This window comes from Nonomuraea sp. NPDC050310, assembly GCF_040655795.1.
GTDB lineage: Bacteria > Actinomycetota > Actinomycetes > Streptosporangiales > Streptosporangiaceae > Nonomuraea.
Map to the genome: position 1 here is coordinate 330,333 of NZ_JBFAKP010000001.1, position 19,050 is coordinate 349,382.

Below are 19,050 nucleotides of genomic sequence, written 5' to 3' on the forward strand. Positions count from 1 at the left end.
TTTCGCGTGCCGGGACGGACGACGGTCCAGGGGGAGGACCTCGGGTCGTCCCCTCGTGGGGGTCGTCGTCCTCCCGGCCGCTGACCTCGCGGCCATGACCCCTGTGACGCCTTCCGGGCCGGGGTTCCCCGCCGGGCACAGCCGATTTTGGCCCACCCCCTAGACTGATACCACCGTCAGCGCTGGGGAGGGGTCCGCCGCATGTCCAAATTCACCGAAACCGGTCTCACGTTCGATGACGTGCTACTGGTGCCCGCGTATTCGGACATGCAACCGGGTGAGGCCTCGACCGCGTCGCGCCTGACCCGGGGGATCACGCTCAACGTCCCGTTGCTGTCCGCCGCGATGGACACCGTGACCGAGGCCCGCATGGCCGTCGCGATGGCCCGGCAGGGCGGCATCGGCATCCTGCACCGCAACCTGTCGATCGAGGAGCAGGCCACCCAGGCCGACCTGGTCAAGCGCTCCGAGGCCGGGATGGTCACCAACCCGGTCACCTGCACCCCCGACGACACCCTCGCCGACGTCGAGCGCCTGTGCGCCACCTACCGCATCTCGGGCGTCCCGGTCACCTCCGCCGACGGCACCCTGGTCGGCATCGTCACCAACCGCGACATGCGCTTCGAGACCGACCACGCGCGCCCGGTCCGCGAGGTCATGACCCCGATGCCGCTGGTCACCGCCCCGGTCGGCGTCTCCAGCGACGACGCCTTCGCGCTGCTCAAGCAGAACAAGATCGAGAAGCTGCCCCTGGTCGACGCCGACGGCCGGCTGCGCGGGCTCATCACGGTCAAGGACTTCACCAAGAGCGAGCAGTACCCGCTGTCCACCAAGGACGCCGACGGCCGCCTCATGGTCGGCGCGGCGATCGGCGTGGCCGGTGACGCCGAGGAGCGCGCCAAGGCCCTGATCGACGCGGGCGTCGACGTGATCGTCGTGGACGTCGCCCAGGGTCACTCCAAGGGCCTGGCCGACATGATCGGCAAGCTCAAGGCCAACAGCAAGGTCCAGGTCATCGGCGGCAACATCGCCACCCGCGCGGGCGCGCAGATGATCGTCGACGCCGGCGCCGACGCGGTCAAGGTCGGCGTGGGCCCCGGATCGATCTGCACCACCCGCGTGGTCGCCGGGGTCGGCGCCCCGCAGATCACCGCGATCCACCAGGCCTCGCTCGCCTGCGCCCCGGCCGGGGTTCCGGTCGTCGGCGACGGCGGCCTCCAGTACTCCGGCGACATCGCCAAGGCGATCGCCGCCGGCGCCGACACCGTCATGCTCGGCTCGCTGCTGGCCGGCTGCGAGGAGTCGCCCGGCCAGCTCATCTTCATCAACGGCAAGCAGTTCAAGTCCTACCGGGGCATGGGCTCGCTGGGCGCGGTCCGCAACCGCGAGCGCGGCGGCGCCTCCTTCTCCAAGGACCGGTACGGCCAGGCCGACGTGTCCACCGAGGAGAAGTACATCCCCGAGGGCATCGAGGGCCAGGTCCCCTACCGCGGCCCGGTCGCGGCGGTCGTGCACCAGCTCGTCGGCGGCCTCCACCAGGGCATGTGGTACACCGGCTCCCGGACGATCGCCGAGCTGCACGAGAAGGGCCAGCTCATGCCGATCACGTCGGCGGGACTCAAGGAGAGCCACCCGCACGACATCCAGATGACGGTCGAGGCCCCGAACTACCACGGAAGATAAGGCAATACAGATGACCCAGCAGGTGGAGATCGGCCGCGGCAAGTCCGGTCGCCGTGCCTACGCGCTCGACGAGATCGGCCTGGTGCCCTCGCGCCGCACCCGCGACCCCGAAGAGGTCTCGATCGCCTGGCAGATCGACGCCTACCGCTTCGAGTCGCCGCTCGTCGTGGCGCCCATGGACAGCGTGGTCTCGCCGGCCACCGCCGTCGAGATCGGCCGCCTCGGCGGCCTGGCCCCGCTCGACCTCGAAGGGCTCTGGACGCGGTACGAGGACCCGCTGCCGCTCCTGGAGGAGTGCTCGACGCTCGACGACGCGGCGGCCACCCGCCGGCTCCAGGAGATCTACACGGAGCCGATCAAGGAGGAGCTGATCGGCCGCCGGATCGAGGAGATCCGCGCCGCCGGCGTCACCACCGCGGTACGGCTGTCGCCGCAGAAGACGGTGAAGTACCACAAGGCGGTCATCGACGCCGGGGTGGACATCTTCGTCATCCGTGGCACGACCGTCTCGGCCGAGCACGTCTCGGGCAACGCCGAGCCGCTCAACCTCAAGCAGTTCATCTACGAGCTCGACGTCCCGGTGATCGTCGGCGGGTGCGCCACGTACACCGCGGCGCTGCACCTGATGCGCACCGGCGCGGCCGGCGTGCTCGTCGGCTTCGGCGGCGGCGCCTCGCACACCACCCGCACGGTGCTGGGCGTGGCGGTGCCGATGGCGACCGCGATCTCCGACGTGGCCGCGGCGCGGCGGGACTACATGGACGAGTCCGGCGGCCGGTATGTGCACGTGATCGCCGACGGTGGCATGGGGACCTCCGGTGACATCGCCAAGGCCATCGCCTGCGGGGCGGACGCGGTCATGGTCGGGTCGCCGCTGGCGCGGGCCACCGAGGCGCCCGGGCACGGGTTCCACTGGGGGTCTGAGGCGCACCACCCGGATCTGCCTCGGGGCAAGCGGGTGCATTTCGGGACGGTCGGGTCGTTGGAGCAGGTGCTGCATGGGCCGTCCAGTGCGGCTGACGGGTCGATGAACCTGATGGGGGCGTTGAAGCGGACGATGGCTTCGACCGGGTACTCCGACATCAAGGAGTTCCAGCGGGTTGAGGTTGTGGTGGCGCCGCCTCAGCGGTAGGGGCTTTTCCTTGTGCGGCGGGGGTCTGGCTTCGCCGCACAGGAGCATTTCCCGGGGATCGGGGTGCTCGCCGCATAGGTGACCGTGGTGCTCGCCGGGGAAAAGAGTTTGTCGGTGGGGTGGGCCGGTGCGGCATGATCGGGCGGGTGTCTTTGTGGAGAAACCGGAACTTCCTGATCTTCCTCACCATCCAGGCGTTGTCCGTCGCCGGTGACTCCTTCTCCGCGATAGCCGTACCGCTGCTGGTGTTGCAGGAGACGGGCTCGGTCGTGCAGATGGGGTTGCTGACCGGCACCTCCGCGGTGGCCTCGCTGCTGGCGGGGACGTTCGCCGGGGTGATCGCCGACCGGTTCGACCGCAGGCGGCTGCTGATCCTGTGCGACGTGGTCCGGGCGGTGCTGTTCGCCGCGGTGCCGGTGGTGTGGTTCTTCTCGCCGCAGATCTGGCTGCTGTACGTGATCATGCCGCTGGCGGCGGCGATCGGCATGTTGTTCCAGGTCACCTACGTCACCGTGGTGCCCGCGCTGGTGGACGACCGGGAGCAGCTCACCCAGGCCAACAGCCGGCTGTACGCGGTCTACGCGCTCGGCGGCATCGGCGGGCCGGCGCTGGCCGGCCTCACCTCCCAGTTGTACGGTCCGGCGGTCGCGCTCGGCATCGACGCGCTGACCTTCGCGGTCTCGGCCGTGGGGCTGCTGCTCGTCCGGCTGCGGCCCGCCGAGCCGGTCGCGGCGGCCGATCGGGGCGGCTTCTTCGACGGGGCGCGCTTCCTGTTCCGCCAGCCGGTGCTGCGGGCGCTGACCATCCTGCTGACCTGCTACATCTTCCTGACCAGCGGGCTGGACGACATCGTCATCTACTACCTCAAGCACGATCTGCGGCAGAACGACGACGCGGTCGGTCTCGTGCTGGCCTGCGGGGCGGTCGGCTCGATCCTGGGTGCCAGCGCGCTCACCCGGTTGCGCCGGCGGTTCGGGTTCGGGGGGACGTGGATCGGGGCGGTCAGCTTCTCCGGCCTGGTGATCGCGGCCGTGGGGGTCGGGCCGGGGGTGATCGGGCTCGCCGCGATCATGATGGGGTACTTCCTCGGGCAGGCGGTGGCCGGGATCTGCTCGCAGACGTTGCGGCAGGAGATCACGCCGAGCCATTTGCTCGGGCGGGTCACCTCGGCGTTCTGGACGATCCACTTCGCGCTCGGGCCGGCGGGGGCGGCGCTGCTCACGCTGGCGGTGGCGGGGTTCGGGGTGCCCGCGGTGATGCTGGCCGCCGGGGCGGGGATCGTGCTGATCGCGGTGGCCGGGTCGTTGACGCCGGTCCGCCGGCCGCGTCCCGAGGAGGGGGCGGCCGGCTGACCCGGGTTCAGGTCGCGGACGGGGTACGGCGGCGCCGTACCAGCAGCCAGGTGAGCAGGCCGAGCACGGCGGCGGCCCCGGCCACGACGGCGGGGACCAGCGGCGACGGCGGCGAGGCGGCCCCGGACCCGGCGGCCGGGACGGCCGAGGGGTCCTGAGCCGGGTCGGAGGTGTTTCCGGTGGGCCTGCCGGCCGGGGCGGGCTGGGGGGCGGGGAGGGCGTCCAGGACGGCCTCGGCCTTGGCCGGCTCGGGGAAGTCGGCCGTGGTCACGGGACCACGCCCGGCGGCGACGACCGCGTTGCCCGAGCACAGCGAGGTGTGGAAGCCGGTGCCCGGGTCCTGCTCGCCGAGCAGGCCGGACTCGCCGGTGCCGGCGTAGACCAGGTAGCGGGTGCCCTTGCTGAAGTTGTAGCCGCAGGCGGCGCTGTCGGACGCGGTGGCGACCTCGTAGGTGGCGCGCGGCTCGCCCTTGTAGAGGTGATCGGCCTGGATGGTGGCGATCATCGGCGTCGGACCGGCGGGGCCGGTGGACGGGGCGGGGCGGAGGTCGGTCACGGTGCCGGTGAAGATCAGCGGCGTCTCCTTCGCGGCGCGGACCGGCTCGAAGGGCGCGCAGGAGCAGGCGCACGCGGCGCCGGCCGGGATCAGGACCAGCCCGGCCAGGAGGCTGAGGACGGCGAGGATGCGCATGGTCTACTCCGATCGGTTCCGGCGAAGCCTGAGGACGAGCAGGAGGCCGAGGGCCAGCAGGAGCGCGGCGCCGCCGACGACGGCCGGCGTGGTGCCGGTTCCCGAGGAGGCCGCCACCGGACTCGTGGTCGCCATCTCCGCGGGACGTTCCGTGCTGGAGGTGGGCTTGGCCGGTGTCTCGGGGCGCTCGGTGCCCGAGGCGGCCGGGCCGAGGGCGGCGAGGAGTTCCTGCTCGCGGAACGGGTCGCCGAAGGCCGCACCGGCGGGGACCAGGCCGGGGCCGGGCTTGATCCGGCGGGTCCCGGCGCAGCTCGTGGTGGCCAGGAGGCCGTCCTGCTCGGTGGCGAAGACCAGGTAGCGGCGGTCCTTGGCGAAGGAGAAGCCGCACGCGGCGGACTCGGTGGCGGTGGTCACCCGGGCGGTGCGGCCCGGCTTGCCCTTGTAGACGCGGTCCACGGCGAGCGTGACGACGACCCGGTTGCCGCTCAGGCGGCTGGTGGTCACGGTCCCCGAGAAGATGACGGGATTCTGCACCCCGGTGGCCAGGGTGAAAGGCACGCACTTGCAGGCGCACGCGGCCGACGGGCTCGCCAGGACGAGCGAGGCGATCAAGCCGAGAAGGGCCACTAGACGGAAGGTCACACCCTACTGACGAGGGCGGGTGCCGGGTGGTTCACCCCGGCACCCGTGCTCCCGATCATGCGCGGCTGAACCAGGTGACCTGGGCGCCGTTGCTGAACTCCTGACGCGCGGTCGGCGTGAACGCGGTCGGGGTGAACCCGCCGGCGAAGGCGGGCAGGCCGGCGCCGCCGACCACCGGGTAGGACTTGATCACCAGCTCGTCGACCTCGGCGAAGAGCGAGCCGGCCAGCTTGCCGCCACCGGCCAGCCAGACGTCCTTGTCGCTCTCCTCCGCCTTGAGCTCGCGCACCAGCTCGACGGGATCGCCGGTCACCAGTTCCACGGCGGGGTCGGCGATCTCGCCGAGCGTCGTGGAGACCACGTACTGGCGCATGTGCCCGTACGGGTTGGTGATGCCGTGCTCCAAGGCCGGGTCGTAGGTGCCGCGGCCCATGACCATGGTGTCGAAGCTGACATTGGGCGTGTCCACCGGCATGCCCACCATCTTGCGCACGTGGGTGGGCACGGTCTCGGGGTAACGCTCGTTCATCCACGCCATCATGTCGTCGGCCACGGGGTAGAAGTCGACCTCGCCGCTGGGGCCGGCGATGTAGCCGTCGATGGTGAGGGCCACGTAGTACACGAGCTTTCGCATATGCATCTCACTTCGTTTGGAGTACTCTGTTTGGAGTGGTTTCACCGTAGTACTACATGTGGAGTGGTGTCAATGCGGAAGAATCCGGAACGCCGGCAGGCGCTGGTGGACGCGGCGATCGAGGTGCTGGCCCGGGAGGGCGCCCGCGGGCTGACCTTCCGCGCGGTGGACGCCCAGGCGGAGGTCCCGCCGGGCACGGCGTCCAACTACTTCGCCAACCGCGACGAGCTGTTCACCCAGGCCGGCGGCCGGATCTACGAGCGGCTGCTGCCGGACGACGCCACCCTGGCCGAAGGGCACACCGGGCCGCGCACCCGCGAGCGCTACGTGGAGCTGATGCAGGAGCTGGTCGAGCGCATCACCGCCTTCCGCTCGGGCTACCTGGCCCTGCTGGAGCTGCGGCTGGAGGCGACCCGGCGGCCGGAGCTGCGGGCGGTGCTGACCAAGCGGATCCGCGAGGACATCGACGCCAACCTGGCCTACCAGGCCGCCTCGGGCCTGCCGGGGGACGACACCTCGGTGCTGTTGCTGTACCTGGCGCTCAACTGGCTGATCGTCGAGCGGCTGACGTTGCCCGACATCTTCACCGAGGACGAGGTCCGCAGGCTGGTCGACGCCGCCGTCGAACGAGTGCTCTGACCGGGGTCGCGGCCCGCCGTTCCGCTCTGGCTAGGATCGCGGCCATGCGGATCGCGACCGAGGACGACCGGAAGACCGTCGAGGAGATCGTGCGGGCGGCCTACGAGCCGTGGATCGAGGTGATCGGCACGCCGCCGCTGCCGCTGGAGTCCGACTACCGCGCGCTGATCGAGGCCGGTCACGTGCACCTCGACGGCGACCGGGCGCTCATCGTGCTGATCCCCGAGCCGGACGTGCTGCTGGTGGACAACGTCGCGGTCCGCCCGGGGCTGCACGGGCAGGGCATCGGGCGGGAACTGCTCGCCTTCGCGGAGGCGGAGGCGCGGCGGCTCGGGCTGAGCGCGCTGCGCCTCTACACCAACGTCAAGATGGCCAGGAACATCCGGTTGTACGAGTCCCTGGGGTACGTGTCGCAGGGCGTGGTCGGGCTCAAGGGCCGCCAGGCCGTGCACTTCCGCAAGGAGCTCTAGCCGAGCACGCCGAGCAGGTGCTCGACCTCGCGGGCCACCGCCTGGCGGCCGGCCTTCACGTACTTGCGCGGGTCCACGTTCGACGGGTTGGCCGCCAGGTGCTCGCGGACCGCGCCGGTGAACGCCTTGTTTAGGTGCGTGGCGATGTTGATCTTCTTCATGCCGTGCCGTACCGCCTCGCGCAGCGTCTCGTCGGGCACGCCGGACGAGCCGTGCAGGACGAGCGGCACGGGCACGGCGGCGCGCAGCTCGGCGATCAGGCCGAGGTCGAGCACCGCGTCCTTGGTGGTCATCGCGTGCGAGCTGCCCACGGCGACGGCGAGCGCGTCCACGCCGGTGCGGGCCACGTAGTCGACCGCCTCGTGCGGCTTGGTGCGCGCGCCGGGCGCGTGCACGCCGTCCTTGCCGCCCACCTCGCCGAGCTCGGCCTCCACCCAGACGCCCCGGGCGTGACACCACTCGGCGACCGAGGCGGTCTGCGCCACGTTCTCCTCGTCGGACAGCGCGGAGGCGTCGAACATGACCGAGCCGACGCCCAGCTCGACGGCCTGCTCGACCAGTGCGCGGTCGGTGGCGTGGTCGAGGTGCACCGAGACCGGCACCTTCGCCGCGCGCGCCACGGCCAGCGAGGCGGCGGCGATCGGCTCCAGCGCGCCGTGGTAGCGCACGCAGTTCTCGCTGATCTGCAGGATGACCGGCAGCCCGGCCGCCTCGGCCCCGGCCACGATGGCGGTGGCGTGCTCCAGCAGGATCACGTTGAACGCGCCCGCCCCGTGGGGGCTGCTGGCGAGAATGTCGCCGGTTCCGACGAGAGGCATCTGGGGCTCCCTTTACTCGATCACGATCTTGGGCTGCAGCTCGGAGAAGACCTCGTGGTCGATCTCCCCGGCGACGGGGGTGGCCACGGCCGCCGCGCCCAGCGCCGCCGCGCGGCGCAGGCGCTCCGGCCAGGGCTCGCCGCCGACCAGGCCCAGGGCCAGCCCGGCGACCAGCGCGTCGCCCGCGCCGGTCGGGTTGCCTTCCACCCGGTACGGCATGCGCGCACGGAAGGCGCCTTCCGGGGTCACCGCCAGCAGGCCGTCGGCGCCCATGGACACGACCACGGCCCCGGCGCCCTCGGCCATCAGGTGGCGGGCGGCCTCCTCGGGCGAGGCGCCGGGCACGGCCCGCGCGAGCTCCTCGGCGTTCGGCTTGATCAGCGCGGGGCGGCCGGGGACGGCCTGGCGCAGGGCCTCGCCGTCGGCGTCGACGATGACCGGGCAGGCGGCCCGCCGCGCGATCTCGGCGTAGACATCGGTGGGCACCCCTCGCGGCAGGCTGCCGGACACCACCACGGCCTGGGCGCCTTTGGCCAGGCCGTCGAAGGTGTCGAGGAAGCAGGCCAGCTCGGCGGCCGAGACCTCGGGTCCCGGCTCGTTGAACAGGGCGGCTCCGCCGTGGGAGGGGGCGACGACCAGGGTGCTGCGCGACTCGCCGGCGACGCGGACGAACGCGTCGGGCAGGCCGGAGGCCTCCAGGTCGGCCTTGATGGCCTGGCCGGTGAGGCCGCCGGCGAGGCCGGTGACGATCACCTCCTGGCCGAGGGCGACCAGCACGCGGGCGACGTTGACGCCCTTGCCGCCGGCTCGCCGGTGCACGGACCGGACGCGGTTCACGCCCTCCCAGTCGACCTCGCCGACCTGGTAGGTGACATCGAGGGCGGCGTTCAGCGTCACGGTGACGATCATCAGATCCAGGCGCCTTGCTTCATGACGGTGTCGACGGACAGGTCGGCGTCGAGCACGACCAGGTCGGCCCGCTTGCCGACGGCGATGGAGCCGATCTCGGCGTCGAGGCCGAGCACGCGGGCCGGGGTGAGCGAGGCGACGACGGAGGCCTCGGGCAGGCTGAGGCCCACCTCGCGGACCGAGCGGCGCAGGGCCTCGTCCATGGTGAGGGTGCTGCCGGCGATGGACCCGCCCTCGGTGAGCCGGGCGACGCCCGCGCTGACCTGGACCTCCATCGAGCCGAGCAGGTAGGTGCCGTCGCCGAGGCCGGTGGCGGCCATGGCGTCGGTGATCAGCGCGGTGCGGGCGGGCCCGGCGGCGGCGTAGGCGAGCTTGAGCATGGCCGGGTGCACGTGCACGCCGTCGTTGATCAGCTCGACGGTGACCCGCGGGTCCTCCAGCAGGGCGGCGATCGGGCCGGGGGCGCGGTGGCCGAGCGGCGGCATCGCGTTGTACAGGTGGGTCGCCACGCGGGCGCCGGCCTCGATGCCGACCAGCGTCTGCTCGTAGGTCGCGTCGCTGTGGCCGAGCGCGGCCAGCACGTTCTCGGCGACGGCCAGGCGGATGACGTCGAGGGCATTGGGCAGCTCGCCGGCGATGGTGAGCATCCGGACGTGGCCGCGGCCGGCCTTGATCAGCCGCTCGACCTCCGCCACGTTCGGCTCGCGGAGCTGGGCGGGGTTGTGCGCGCCGCACCGGGCCTTGCTGATGTACGGGCCCTCGAAGTGCAGGCCGGCCAGCAGCCCGTCCTCGCACAGGTCGGCCAGCGACGAGGCGGCCGCCGCCAGGTCGTCGAGCGGCCCGGTGACCAGCGAGGCGACCAGCGTGGTGGTGCCGTGCCGGCGGTGATGCTCGACCGCGGTGCGGGCGGCGGCCTGGTCGCCGGTGGGGAAGGAACCCCCGGCGGCTCCGTGGTTGTGGATGTCCACGAAGCCCGGCAGGACGTGCTTGCCGCCGAGGCTGTGCCCGGGGCGGGGGGCCGCGCCATGACCCACGTGGGTGATCCGGCCGTCCTCGATGGTCAGCCAGCCCTCGTGGGTCTCGTCGGGAGTGACGATCAGCGCGTCGGTCAGTGTGAGGCTCATGAAGAAAGAATCACAGATCGGGTCAGGTGCAACGGCTCGTCGGGGTCCAGTCCGCGGGCGAAGGCGCGGGCGACCGCCACCCGCTGGGCGAGCACCAGCTCGGCCATGGGGTCGCGGCCCGACTCCAGGAAGGTGCCGCCGGTCGCCTCCACCTGCTCGCGCAGGCCCTCGGGGGCGGCGCCGAGCATCCAGGTCACCCGGCCGGGGCCGGCGATGCTGATCGGGCCGTGCCGGTACTCCATCGCCGGGTAGGCCTCGGTCCAGGAGCGGGAGGCCTCGCGCATCTTGAGCGCCGCCTCCTGTGCCAGGCCGACCGACCAGCCGGCGCCGAGGAAGGTGAACTGCTCGGCCTCCACGCCGGTCAGCGGCGCGGCCAGCGCGTCGCGGGCGTCGGCGATCGCGCCGGTCAGGTCCTCGCCCAGGCTGGCCCGCAGCAGCGCGAGCTGCGTGGTGGCGAACCGGGTCTGCACGACCGACTTCTCGTCGGCGTAGTCGAGCACGACGACCTGGTCGGCCAGCGTCATGATCGGCGTGTTCGGGTCGGCGGTGATCGCCGTCGCCTTGAGGTCGCTACGGCGCAGCAGCTCCAGCACCTCGGTCGTGGTGCCGGACCGGCTCAGCGCGAGCACCCGGTCGTAGCGGCGGCCGAAGGGGAACTCCGAGGCCGCGAACGCGTCGGTCTCGCCGAGTCCGGCCTGCTCACGCAGGGTGGCGTAGGCCATGGCGATGAACCAGGAGGTGCCGCAGCCGACGACGGCGACCCGCTCGCCGGGCTTGGGCAGGGCGTCGGTGGGCACGCTCTCGACGGCGCGCTCCCAGCAGTCGGGCTGGGACGCGATTTCGGCCTCGGTGTGGGTGGCCACCACTTACCTCCATAGATGCTTGTTTCTGCCAATTTTATAGCACAAAGCTGCAGATTTGGGCAGGGCCGGGTTTCGCTAGTCTTGGCGCATGAGTCGCTACGACAGATGGAACGCGATTCTCGCCCTCCTCGCCGAGGAGGGAAGGCTCTCGGTCGAGCAGGCTGCCGAGGCGCTGGACGTCTCCACGGCCACCGTGCGGCGGGACTTCGACCAACTAGCGCAGCAGCAGATGCTCATGCGCACCCGCGGCGGAGCCGTGGCGCAGAGCGTCAGCTACGACCTGCCCCTGCGCTACAAGACCGCCCGGCACGCCGATGAGAAGCACCGGATCGCGGCCGCCGCCGGCGAGCTGGTCGGGCCCGGCGCGGTGGTCGGCATGAACGGCGGCACCACCACCTCCGAGCTGGCCCGCAACCTGGCCACGCGCTCCTCGCTGGAGTCGGGCTTCACCATCGTCACCAACGCGCTCAACATCGCCGCCGAGCTGGCCGTCCGGCAGCACGTCAAGATCGTCGTCACCGGCGGCGTCGCCCGCCAGCAGTCCTACGAGCTGATCGGGCCGCTGGCCAACGGCATCCTCGACCAGGTCACCCTCGACGTCGCCTTCCTCGGCGTCGACGCCATCGACGTCGAGCAGGGCGCCTCCGCCCACCACGAGGGCGAGGCGAGCGTCAACAGCCTGCTGATCAGCAGGGCCGCCCAGGTCGTGGTGGTCGCCGACGCCTCCAAGGTGGGCCGGCGGGCCTTCGCCCGGATCTGCGAACTGTCCCGGATCGACACGCTCGTCACCGACGAGCGGTTGCCGGAAGAGCAGGCCTCGCGGTTCACTGACGCGGGGGTCAAGGTCATCAGGGCCTGATCGCTCGACCACCCCCAAAGCGGGTACGTTTCGGACGCAGACGCGACACCTGGGGGTTTCGATGACGGCAAGACTTGGCACCGCTCGACTTGGACCCGCCGAGCGCACGGCGGCTCTGGACGCCATGGCCACCCGTGAGCTCGACGTGGTGGTGGTCGGCGGTGGCGTGGTGGGTGCGGGCGTCGCGCTCGACGCCGCCACGCGTGGCCTGGACGTGGGCCTGGTGGAGGCGCGGGACTTCGCCTCCGGCACCTCCTCGCGCTCGTCCAAGTTGATCCACGGCGGGCTTCGCTACCTGGAGCAGCTCAATTTCGAGCTGGTGCGCGAGGCCTTGCAGGAGCGAGCGCTGCTGCTCCAGCGCATCGCCCCGCACCTGGTGCGGCCGGTGCCGTTCCTGTTCCCGATGACGCACTACGGCTGGGAACGTCCCTATGTCGGGGCGGGCGTGGCGCTCTATGACACCTTGGGCTACGCTTCCGGCTTGACCAGGGGCGTTCCGGCGCACCGCCACCTGTCCCGTACGCGTGCCCTGCGGCTGGCCCCGGCGCTGCGCCGTACCGCCTTCACGGGAGCGATCCAATACTGGGACGCCCAGGTGGACGACGCCCGCTACGTGATGACCCTGCTGCGCACCGCCTCCGCCTACGGGGCGCACGTCGCGCAGCGCGCCCAGGTCGTCGGCTTCCTGCGCGAGGGCGAGCGCGTGACCGGCGTGCGGGTGCGCGACCTGGAGGAGGGCGGCGAGGTCGAGATCCGCGCCCGGCAGGTGGTCAACGCCACCGGCGTCTGGACCGACGACATCCAAGAGCTGGTCGGCGGGCGCGGCCAGATCCACGTGAAGTCCTCCAAGGGCATCCACCTGCTGGTCCCGCGCGACCGCATCCACTCGCTGACCGGGATCATCCTGCGCACCGAGAAGTCGGTGCTCTTCGTGATCCCGTGGGGCCGGCACTGGATCATCGGCACCACCGACACCGAGTGGACGCTCGACAAGGCGCACCCGGCGGCCTCGCGGGTGGACATCGACTACCTGCTCGACCACGTCAACGCGGTGCTCAGCGTGCCGCTCACCCGCGACGACGTCGAAGGCGTCTACGCCGGGCTGCGGCCACTGCTGTCGGGCGAGTCGGAGGAGACCTCCAAGCTCTCGCGCGAGCACGTCGTCGCCCACCCGGTGCCCGGCCTGGTGATGATCGCCGGAGGCAAGTACACGACCTACCGGGTCATGGCCAAGGACGCGGTCGACGCCGTGGCGCACGGCCTCGACCAGCGGGTCCCGCCCTCGTGCACCGACCGCATCCCGCTGGCCGGGGCGGAGGGCTACCAGGCGCTGTGGAACTCGCGGCACCGGCTGGCGCACGAGTCCGGCCTGCACGTGGCCAGGATCGAACACCTCCTGCAGCGGTACGGCTCGCTGATCGAGGAGGTCCTGGAGCTCATCGTCGCCGACCCCGACCTGGGCCGCCCGCTCCAGGGCGCCGACGACTACCTGCGCGCGGAGGTCGTCTACGCGGCCACGCACGAGGGCGCCCGCCACCTGAACGACGTGCTCACCCGGCGCACGCATGTCTCCATCGAGACCTTCCACCGCGGCGTCGCCGTCGCCCAGGAGGCCGCCGAACTGCTGGCCGGGCCACTTGAGTGGGACGCCGAGCAGGTCAAGCGGGAGGTCGAGTACTTCACCAAGCGCGTGGAGGCCGAGCGCCGCTCGCAGGAGCAGGACAGCGACCAGGAGGCGGACGCGATCCGGCTCGGCGCTCCGGAGATCGTTCCGGTGGTGGTTCCGGAACGGATGCGCTAAAAGGAACTGGTGGCTGATTTACCGCCGTTACGGCGAAACCGGAGCTTCCACCTCCTGTGGCTCGGCGGCACCGCCTCGGCGCTGGGCTCGTCGATCAGCGGGATCGCGGTGCCGCTGCTGCTGCTCGGCATCACCGGCTCGGCGGCCTACGCGGGCCTGGTGAGCTTCCTCGCGATGGCGGCCGGCACGCTGGTCTCGCTGCCGGCCGGGGTCTGGGTCGACCGGCTCGACCGGCGGCGCATCCTGGTGGGGGCCGAGCTGGTGGCCTTCGCCGCCTGGGGCTCGGTCGTGGTGGCCGACTACGCCGGCGGGGTCTCGGTGGCGCACGTGCTGGGAGCCGCCGTGGTGGGCGGTGCCGCGCTGGCCTTCTTCGAGCCGGCGCAGCAGGCCGCGATCCGGGCGGTGGTCCCGGCGGCGCAGCTGCCCACCGCCTTCGCGCAGGACGAGGCGCGCTCGCACGCCGCCAACCTGGCCGGGCCGCCGCTCGGCGGGCTGCTGTTCGCGGCGAGCCGTACGCTGCCGTTCCTGGTGGACGCGATCAGCTTCCTGATCTCGGCGGCGTGCGTCCTGGCCGCGCGGGTGCCGCGCCGGCCCGAGGGGGAGCCGCGGGAACGGCGCAGCATGCGGGCCGACGTGGCCGAGGCGGCCGGCTGGCTGTGGCGGCAGCCCGGCATCCGGGCGGCCATCGCGCTGGGGCTCGGCGCCAACCTCATGCTCAACTCGATGATCATCCCGCTGATCGTGCGGGCCGGGGAGGCGACCGCGGCCGGGGTGGTCGTGGGCTCGCTGGGCGTCGGCGGGCTGGCGGGGGCGCTCCTGGCCGCGCGGGTGAGCCGGCTGCTGCCCGCCGGGCCGCTCTTCCTCACCGTGATCGCGCTCTTCGCCGGCTGCATGATGCTCGCCGCGCTGCCGCTCGGCCGGTACTGGCCGGTGGTGCCGATCGCGGTGGGCATGCTGGCCGTACCGGCACTGAACGTGGTGCTGAAGACGCTGCTGTCCACCCTGGTGCCGGACGAGATGATGGGCCGGGTCAGCGCCCTGCTGCAGGCCAGCGCGATGGCGCTGGTCCCGCTGAGCCCGCTGGTGGGCGGGACCCTCGCCGAGACGCTCGGCGGCTCGGGCGCGCTGCTGGCGCTGGGCGGGCTGCTCGTGGTGGTCTGCGCCGCCATGGCGGGCAGCCGCGCCCTGCGCGAGCTGGAGGTGCCTACCCCAGCTTGACGAACGCCTGCTCGGTGAGCGTCGCCAGGTCGTTGATCTTGAAGCCGACCTCGGAGAGCGTCCACAACGAGTCGCCGATGACCAGGCTGCGCTGGATGCCGGGCTCGTAGGTGTAGTCCTTCTGCTCGACCTTCGGGTGGCTGATCATCCCGAGCTTGGTCACCGCGGAGTCGGTCACGCTCAGCACCAGCGCGCCGCTCTTGTTGACGCCCTTGGCGTTGTAGCTGTTCAGCGGCACCACGGTCAGGCCGGTCTTCGGCCAGTACAGGAAGGCGTGCGGGTCCCACTCGGCCTCGGAGCCGGAGTCCTTCTGGAAGAGCTGGGAGAGCCGGGTCGGGTTGGCCGGGTCGCGCACGTCGAACAGGGAGAGCTGGGTGCCGAGCGTGCGGCCCTTCTCGCTGGCCTCCTGGCCCAGGCCGATCAGCCGTCCCTCGCCCGCCGGGTGCAGGTAGGCGGAGAAGCCGGTGATCTTGAGCTCGCCGGTGACCTTGGGCGCGGCGGGGTCGCGCAGGTCGAGGGTGTAGAGCGGGTCGACCTGCTTGAAGGTGACGACGTAGCCGGTCGGGCCCATGAAACGCACCGAGTAGATGCGCTCGCCCTTGCCCAGGCCGGTGACCTCGCCGATCTTGTGCATGGTGTCGGTCTTGAAGACGTAGACGCCGCTGGAGCTGGCGTCCTCGGGCGGCTGGGTGGGCTGCGGGCCCCCGTTCGACAGGGTGGTCGCGACCCGGAGGTGGCCCTCGTGCTCCGACAGCGAGTACTGGTTCAGCAGCCGGCCGGGGACCTTGGCGCTCGCGACGTAACGCGGCGCGCCCGGCCGGCTGATGTCGAAACGGTGCACCTCGGTCTCCTCCGGCGGCACCGGCGAAGCGCTCGCCGAGCTCTCCGCGCCGCCGCGGAACATGATCGGCCCGGGCCACCACCAGCGGGGATTGCTGGCGACGTAGAAACCGGTGCCGTTGCTGTAGACGGTCTCACCGTCGGCGACCAGGCTGGACGGGTCGGTGCCGGCCGCGGTCACCCCCTGGGCCAGGTCGATGGTGTGCATGGTCAGCATCGAGGTGCCGGTGTAGTCCTGCGGGTGGCTGACCCGCTCGCACGGCACGCTCGCGCTGCGCTCGGCGCCCGAGGCGTCGGTGATCTGGATCTTCGGCAGCCAGGCCTCGATCGGCGCCTGGCGGACCACGCCCTGGTTGACCTTCTTGCGCTCCGACTCCGGGACATCGCCCTTGGCCTGCGGGAAGGTGATGTTGGGCATGTTCCGGGTGACCAGGCGGACGGTCGAGCCGACCATCCGGGCGTCCACGTGCGTGCCGGAGGTCTTGATGGTGCCGATCACCTTGGGCTCGCCGGACAGGTCCACCAGCACGTAGCGGGGCGAGGTCGGGGCGATGTAGTCGGCGAGGTAGGTCCCGCCGGAGACCTGGCTGTCCTGCGTCAGCACCAGCGCGCGGTCACCGCTGAGCAGCAGGTTGGCCGGCATGTAGGCGTCCTGCTCGTCGTCCACCAGGTTCAGCGTGCCGGTCACCTGGCGGGTGGCCGCGTCGATCACCCGCAGCACGCCCTTGGAGACGGTGACCACCCGCTTGCCGTCCGTCTTGACCAGATCGGGCTCGTCCACACCGGCTTCGTGCACGTTCGTCGAGGAGAAGTCGGAGGACTTGCCCTCCGCCATGGCGGTGTCGGCCTGCGCCGGCTGCACGTCCGAACGCGCGTACGCCTCCGGGAAACCGCCCATCCCGAACCCGTACGGCCCGACCTGCTCGGCGGCCTTCTCCCGCAACTTGCCCAGCAGATCCTCGCAACTGTCGTAGGCGACCAGGCGGATGTTGGCGCTCAGATCGACCGTGGAACGCGGCGGAGCCGCCTGCTCAGAACCCGGCGAGGCGGTGCAGGCCGCACAGGCGGCGGCGAGAGCGGCCGAGGCGGCGGCCGTGCGGATCAGCTTCATGTCCCTAACACGCGTCATGACGTCGGATGGTTCAGCGTGAACACCGGGCTCAGCTCCAAGCCCTTCTCGCTCTCCAGCAGCAGGCGGTCGGCCCGGCCGTCGAAACCGACCACCCGAACCTCGTGGCGGCGGCCATTGTCCAGCTCCCAGCAGTACAGGCTGTTCTCGTCGAACCAGCCGAGCACCTTGTCGCAGTCGGAGGTGAAACGGGTGGTGTTCTCGCCGGTCGCGGTGTCCCAGACGCAGTGCCGGCCGTCCGCGCAGGTCGTCACGAACCTCCGGCCCGACGGGGAGAAGAGGCGGTCGGTGCCGGCCGGCAGGGTGCCTACCTCTTTGACGGTACGGCGGAGCCGGCCGGACAGGTCGAGGAACTGCAGCGCGCCGGCCTCGGCGTCCCAGCTCACCACGCCGTCGCCGGCGCCGTTCCAGCCGAAGGCTGAGCGGCCCTTGGTGGTGACCGTACTGGCCTTCTTGGACCGGACGTCGATGACGGTGAAGCCGAGGTTGGCCCACTCGCCGCCCACGTTGCGCTCCACGTTGAGCAGGAGGCGGGTGCCGTCCTTGGACCAGGCCCGCAGGCTGGCGTTGAGCGGGCGTTTCACGGTTTTGACGGTGTGGCGGGCGCCGGTCTCGCGGTCGGTGATGATCACCGGGTCGTAGCCGTCGGGGGTGTAGTCGCGGGCGCGGCCGGCCAGGTAGCGGCCGTTTGGGGAGACGAGGGACTCCCAGTGGGCGGGATAGGTGGCGAACTTGCCGGTCAGGGAGGCGCGGGCGTAGTCCACCCACTCGCCGTCGCTGTTGCGGATCTCGTAGGAGGTCAGGCGGACGGGGTCGTCCCGGGTCTCGTAGAGGGTCGCCTTGCCGCCGGGGAGGGGGACGGGGGTGGCTTTGGTCTTGGGCTTCGGTTGTTCGGTGGGGGGCTGGGTGGGCTGCTTGGTTGGTTGCCTGGAGGAACCGTCGGATGGCTTACCCGGCTGTTCTGTGGGTCCGCCGGGGGGTGGCTTGGCGACCTGGGGCTCCTGGGTTCCCGCGCTCCAGGGGGCGATCAGGAGCAGGCCGGTCACCAGGACCGCCACGAACGCCGCCGCCGCCCCGATCACCAGCCCCCGCCTCCCGCTCCAGCCTCCCCGCCCAGCCCGCCCGGGGCCCCCGCCCTGACCCACGGGACCCCGGCCCTGTCCTGCGGGGTGCCCGCCTTGGCTCGCGGGGCCTCCAGCCTGTCCCACTTCCCCCACCCACCCCTGGGGCGCGCCCGGGTGGCCGCCGGGCGGGGGAGTGGGCTGTGCGAGCGCCCCGGAGCGCCCAGGCCCGCCCGGGTGGTCGGGATAACCGGGAGCGTGGGGGCCGGCGAGGGATGGGGGGCCGGCGGCGGCTGCGGCGGCGTCGGGTAGGGCGGTGGGGTGGTGGAGCAGCCGGTGGATGACCTGCTCCGCAGTGGGCCGGGCGCCGGGGTCCTTGGCCAGGCAGGCCAGCACGACCTCCTTCAACGGCCCTTCCTCCAGCGCGCTCACGTCGGGCGGCTGGTTGAGGACCCGGTTGATGACCGCGTGCATGGTGTCGTTCCCGAACGGCGCTCGCCCCGTGGCCGCGTACACGATGGTGTTCGCCCACGAGAACAGGTCGGCCGCCGCCCCGACCTTCTCGCCCATGATCTGCTCGGGCGCCATGTACGACGGCGTCCCCACCGGCATGTTGCTGATGGTGACGTTGGCGTCCAGCGCCCGCGCGATGCCGAAGTCGATCACCCGGGGCCCGTCGGCGGCGAGGAGCACGTTGGCCGGCTTGAAGTCCCGGTGCACGATCCCCGCCTGGTGGATCGCGGCCAGCGCGGTCGCGGTGCCGATGGCCAGCCGCAGCAGCCCGTTCCCGCTGCGCGGCCCGTCGTCGAGGACGATGCGCTGCAGCGACGGCCCTTCGATGTACTCGCTGACGATGAACGGCCGCTCCTGTGCCACGCCCTTGGCCAGCACCGCGGCGGTGCAGAAGGGCGCCACCTGTTCGGCGACGTGCACCTCGCGCAGGAAGCGGGTGACGCTCACCTCGTCCCCGGCGAGTTCGGGCCGCAGCCATTTGACCGCGACCTGCCGGTCGTCGGGCGCGGTGGCGAGGTAGACGACTCCCTGCCCGCCCTCACCGAGCCGGCCGAGGAGGGCGTAGTCCCCCAGTCTCTCCGGGTCCGATGCGTTGAGCGGCGCAAACAGCGTCATAGTGGGTCATTCTTGCCTGAGCCTTCCGGTCTGAACAAACGAACTAAGCTCAGGCAC

The 19,050-nt window shown here is 71.9% G+C and carries 17 protein-coding genes; 8 read left to right on the forward strand and 9 right to left on the reverse strand.

What is annotated here, in order from left to right:
• Positions 1–201 precede the first annotated feature (201 nt).
• The 3 genes from guaB (at position 202) to AB0I67_RS01760 (ending at position 4,167) form a co-directional block, all read left to right on the forward strand.
• Positions 202–1,683: an IMP dehydrogenase gene (gene guaB / locus AB0I67_RS01750; protein ID WP_357915942.1), complete on the forward strand. Its 1,482-nt coding sequence runs from the start codon at positions 202–204 to the stop codon at positions 1,681–1,683.
• Positions 1,684–1,693: 10 nt separating this feature from the next.
• A complete protein-coding gene (locus tag AB0I67_RS01755) occupies positions 1,694–2,815 on the forward strand; it encodes a GuaB3 family IMP dehydrogenase-related protein (RefSeq protein ID WP_357915945.1) in 1,122 nt (373 codons plus the stop codon).
• A gap of 146 nt (positions 2,816–2,961) precedes the next feature.
• A complete protein-coding gene (locus AB0I67_RS01760; RefSeq protein ID WP_357915948.1) occupies positions 2,962–4,167 on the forward strand; it encodes an MFS transporter in 1,206 nt (401 codons plus the stop codon).
• 7 nt (positions 4,168–4,174) lie between these two features.
• Here AB0I67_RS01760 and AB0I67_RS01765 read toward each other — a convergent pair whose 3' ends face one another.
• The 3 genes from AB0I67_RS01765 to AB0I67_RS01775 all read right to left on the reverse strand — a co-directional run bounded on the left by AB0I67_RS01765 (position 4,175) and on the right by AB0I67_RS01775 (position 6,134).
• Complete coding sequence (locus tag AB0I67_RS01765; protein ID WP_357915951.1) at positions 4,175–4,858, reverse strand: hypothetical protein; 684 nt, start codon at positions 4,856–4,858, stop codon at positions 4,175–4,177.
• A 3-nt stretch (positions 4,859–4,861) separates the two neighbouring features.
• Positions 4,862–5,485, reverse strand: a complete 624-nt coding sequence (locus AB0I67_RS01770; protein ID WP_357915954.1) for a hypothetical protein — start codon at positions 5,483–5,485, stop codon at positions 4,862–4,864.
• Positions 5,486–5,555: 70 nt separating this feature from the next.
• Positions 5,556–6,134 carry a dihydrofolate reductase family protein gene (locus AB0I67_RS01775; protein ID WP_357915956.1) on the reverse strand — a complete coding sequence of 193 codons (579 nt, stop codon included), beginning with the start codon at positions 6,132–6,134 and terminating at the stop codon, positions 5,556–5,558.
• Positions 6,135–6,206: 72 nt separating this feature from the next.
• Between AB0I67_RS01775 and AB0I67_RS01780 the strand changes: the two genes are divergently transcribed.
• Both AB0I67_RS01780 and AB0I67_RS01785 read left to right on the forward strand, forming a co-directional pair.
• Positions 6,207–6,773, forward strand: coding sequence for a TetR family transcriptional regulator (locus AB0I67_RS01780; RefSeq protein WP_357915959.1), 567 nt, complete (start codon positions 6,207–6,209; stop codon positions 6,771–6,773).
• A 44-nt stretch (positions 6,774–6,817) separates the two neighbouring features.
• Positions 6,818–7,243: a GNAT family N-acetyltransferase gene (locus AB0I67_RS01785; protein WP_357915962.1), complete on the forward strand. Its 426-nt coding sequence runs from the start codon at positions 6,818–6,820 to the stop codon at positions 7,241–7,243.
• Here the strand turns inward: AB0I67_RS01785 and AB0I67_RS01790 are convergent.
• The 4 genes from AB0I67_RS01790 to AB0I67_RS01805 are packed head-to-tail and all read right to left on the reverse strand — an operon-like array spanning position 7,240 to position 10,957.
• Positions 7,240–8,061, reverse strand: coding sequence for a class II fructose-bisphosphate aldolase (locus AB0I67_RS01790; RefSeq protein ID WP_357915965.1), 822 nt, complete (start codon positions 8,059–8,061; stop codon positions 7,240–7,242). The genes AB0I67_RS01785 and AB0I67_RS01790 overlap by 4 nt on opposite strands.
• A 12-nt stretch (positions 8,062–8,073) precedes the next feature.
• Positions 8,074–8,970 carry a 1-phosphofructokinase family hexose kinase gene (locus AB0I67_RS01795; protein WP_357915968.1) on the reverse strand — a complete coding sequence of 299 codons (897 nt, stop codon included), beginning with the start codon at positions 8,968–8,970 and terminating at the stop codon, positions 8,074–8,076.
• A complete protein-coding gene (nagA, locus tag AB0I67_RS01800; RefSeq protein ID WP_357915971.1) occupies positions 8,970–10,094 on the reverse strand; it encodes an N-acetylglucosamine-6-phosphate deacetylase in 1,125 nt (374 codons plus the stop codon). Before nagA ends, AB0I67_RS01795 begins: the two co-directional genes overlap by 1 nt.
• Positions 10,091–10,957, reverse strand: coding sequence for an SIS domain-containing protein (locus AB0I67_RS01805; protein ID WP_357915974.1), 867 nt, complete (start codon positions 10,955–10,957; stop codon positions 10,091–10,093). The genes nagA and AB0I67_RS01805 overlap by 4 nt, the downstream gene beginning before the upstream one ends.
• A gap of 88 nt (positions 10,958–11,045) precedes the next feature.
• On the opposite strand from AB0I67_RS01805, the gene AB0I67_RS01810 reads away from it, so the two are divergent.
• The 3 genes from AB0I67_RS01810 to AB0I67_RS01820 all read left to right on the forward strand — a co-directional run bounded on the left by AB0I67_RS01810 (position 11,046) and on the right by AB0I67_RS01820 (position 14,835).
• A complete protein-coding gene (locus AB0I67_RS01810; protein ID WP_357915977.1) occupies positions 11,046–11,816 on the forward strand; it encodes a DeoR/GlpR family DNA-binding transcription regulator in 771 nt (256 codons plus the stop codon).
• Between the two features lie 61 nt (positions 11,817–11,877).
• Positions 11,878–13,617 (forward strand): glycerol-3-phosphate dehydrogenase/oxidase, encoded by a 1,740-nt coding sequence (locus AB0I67_RS01815; protein ID WP_357915979.1) that lies wholly within the window; start codon positions 11,878–11,880, stop codon positions 13,615–13,617.
• Positions 13,618–13,626: 9 nt separating this feature from the next.
• Positions 13,627–14,835 carry an MFS transporter gene (locus AB0I67_RS01820; RefSeq protein ID WP_357915982.1) on the forward strand — a complete coding sequence of 403 codons (1,209 nt, stop codon included), beginning with the start codon at positions 13,627–13,629 and terminating at the stop codon, positions 14,833–14,835.
• Here AB0I67_RS01820 and AB0I67_RS01825 read toward each other — a convergent pair.
• Positions 14,822–16,804 (reverse strand): beta-propeller domain-containing protein, encoded by a 1,983-nt coding sequence (locus tag AB0I67_RS01825; RefSeq protein ID WP_357915984.1) that lies wholly within the window; start codon positions 16,802–16,804, stop codon positions 14,822–14,824. The genes AB0I67_RS01820 and AB0I67_RS01825 overlap by 14 nt on opposite strands.
• Positions 16,801–18,993 carry a protein kinase gene (locus AB0I67_RS01830; protein WP_357915987.1) on the reverse strand — a complete coding sequence of 731 codons (2,193 nt, stop codon included), beginning with the start codon at positions 18,991–18,993 and terminating at the stop codon, positions 16,801–16,803. Before AB0I67_RS01830 ends, AB0I67_RS01825 begins: the two co-directional genes overlap by 4 nt.
• Positions 18,994–19,050: the final 57 nt, after the last annotated feature.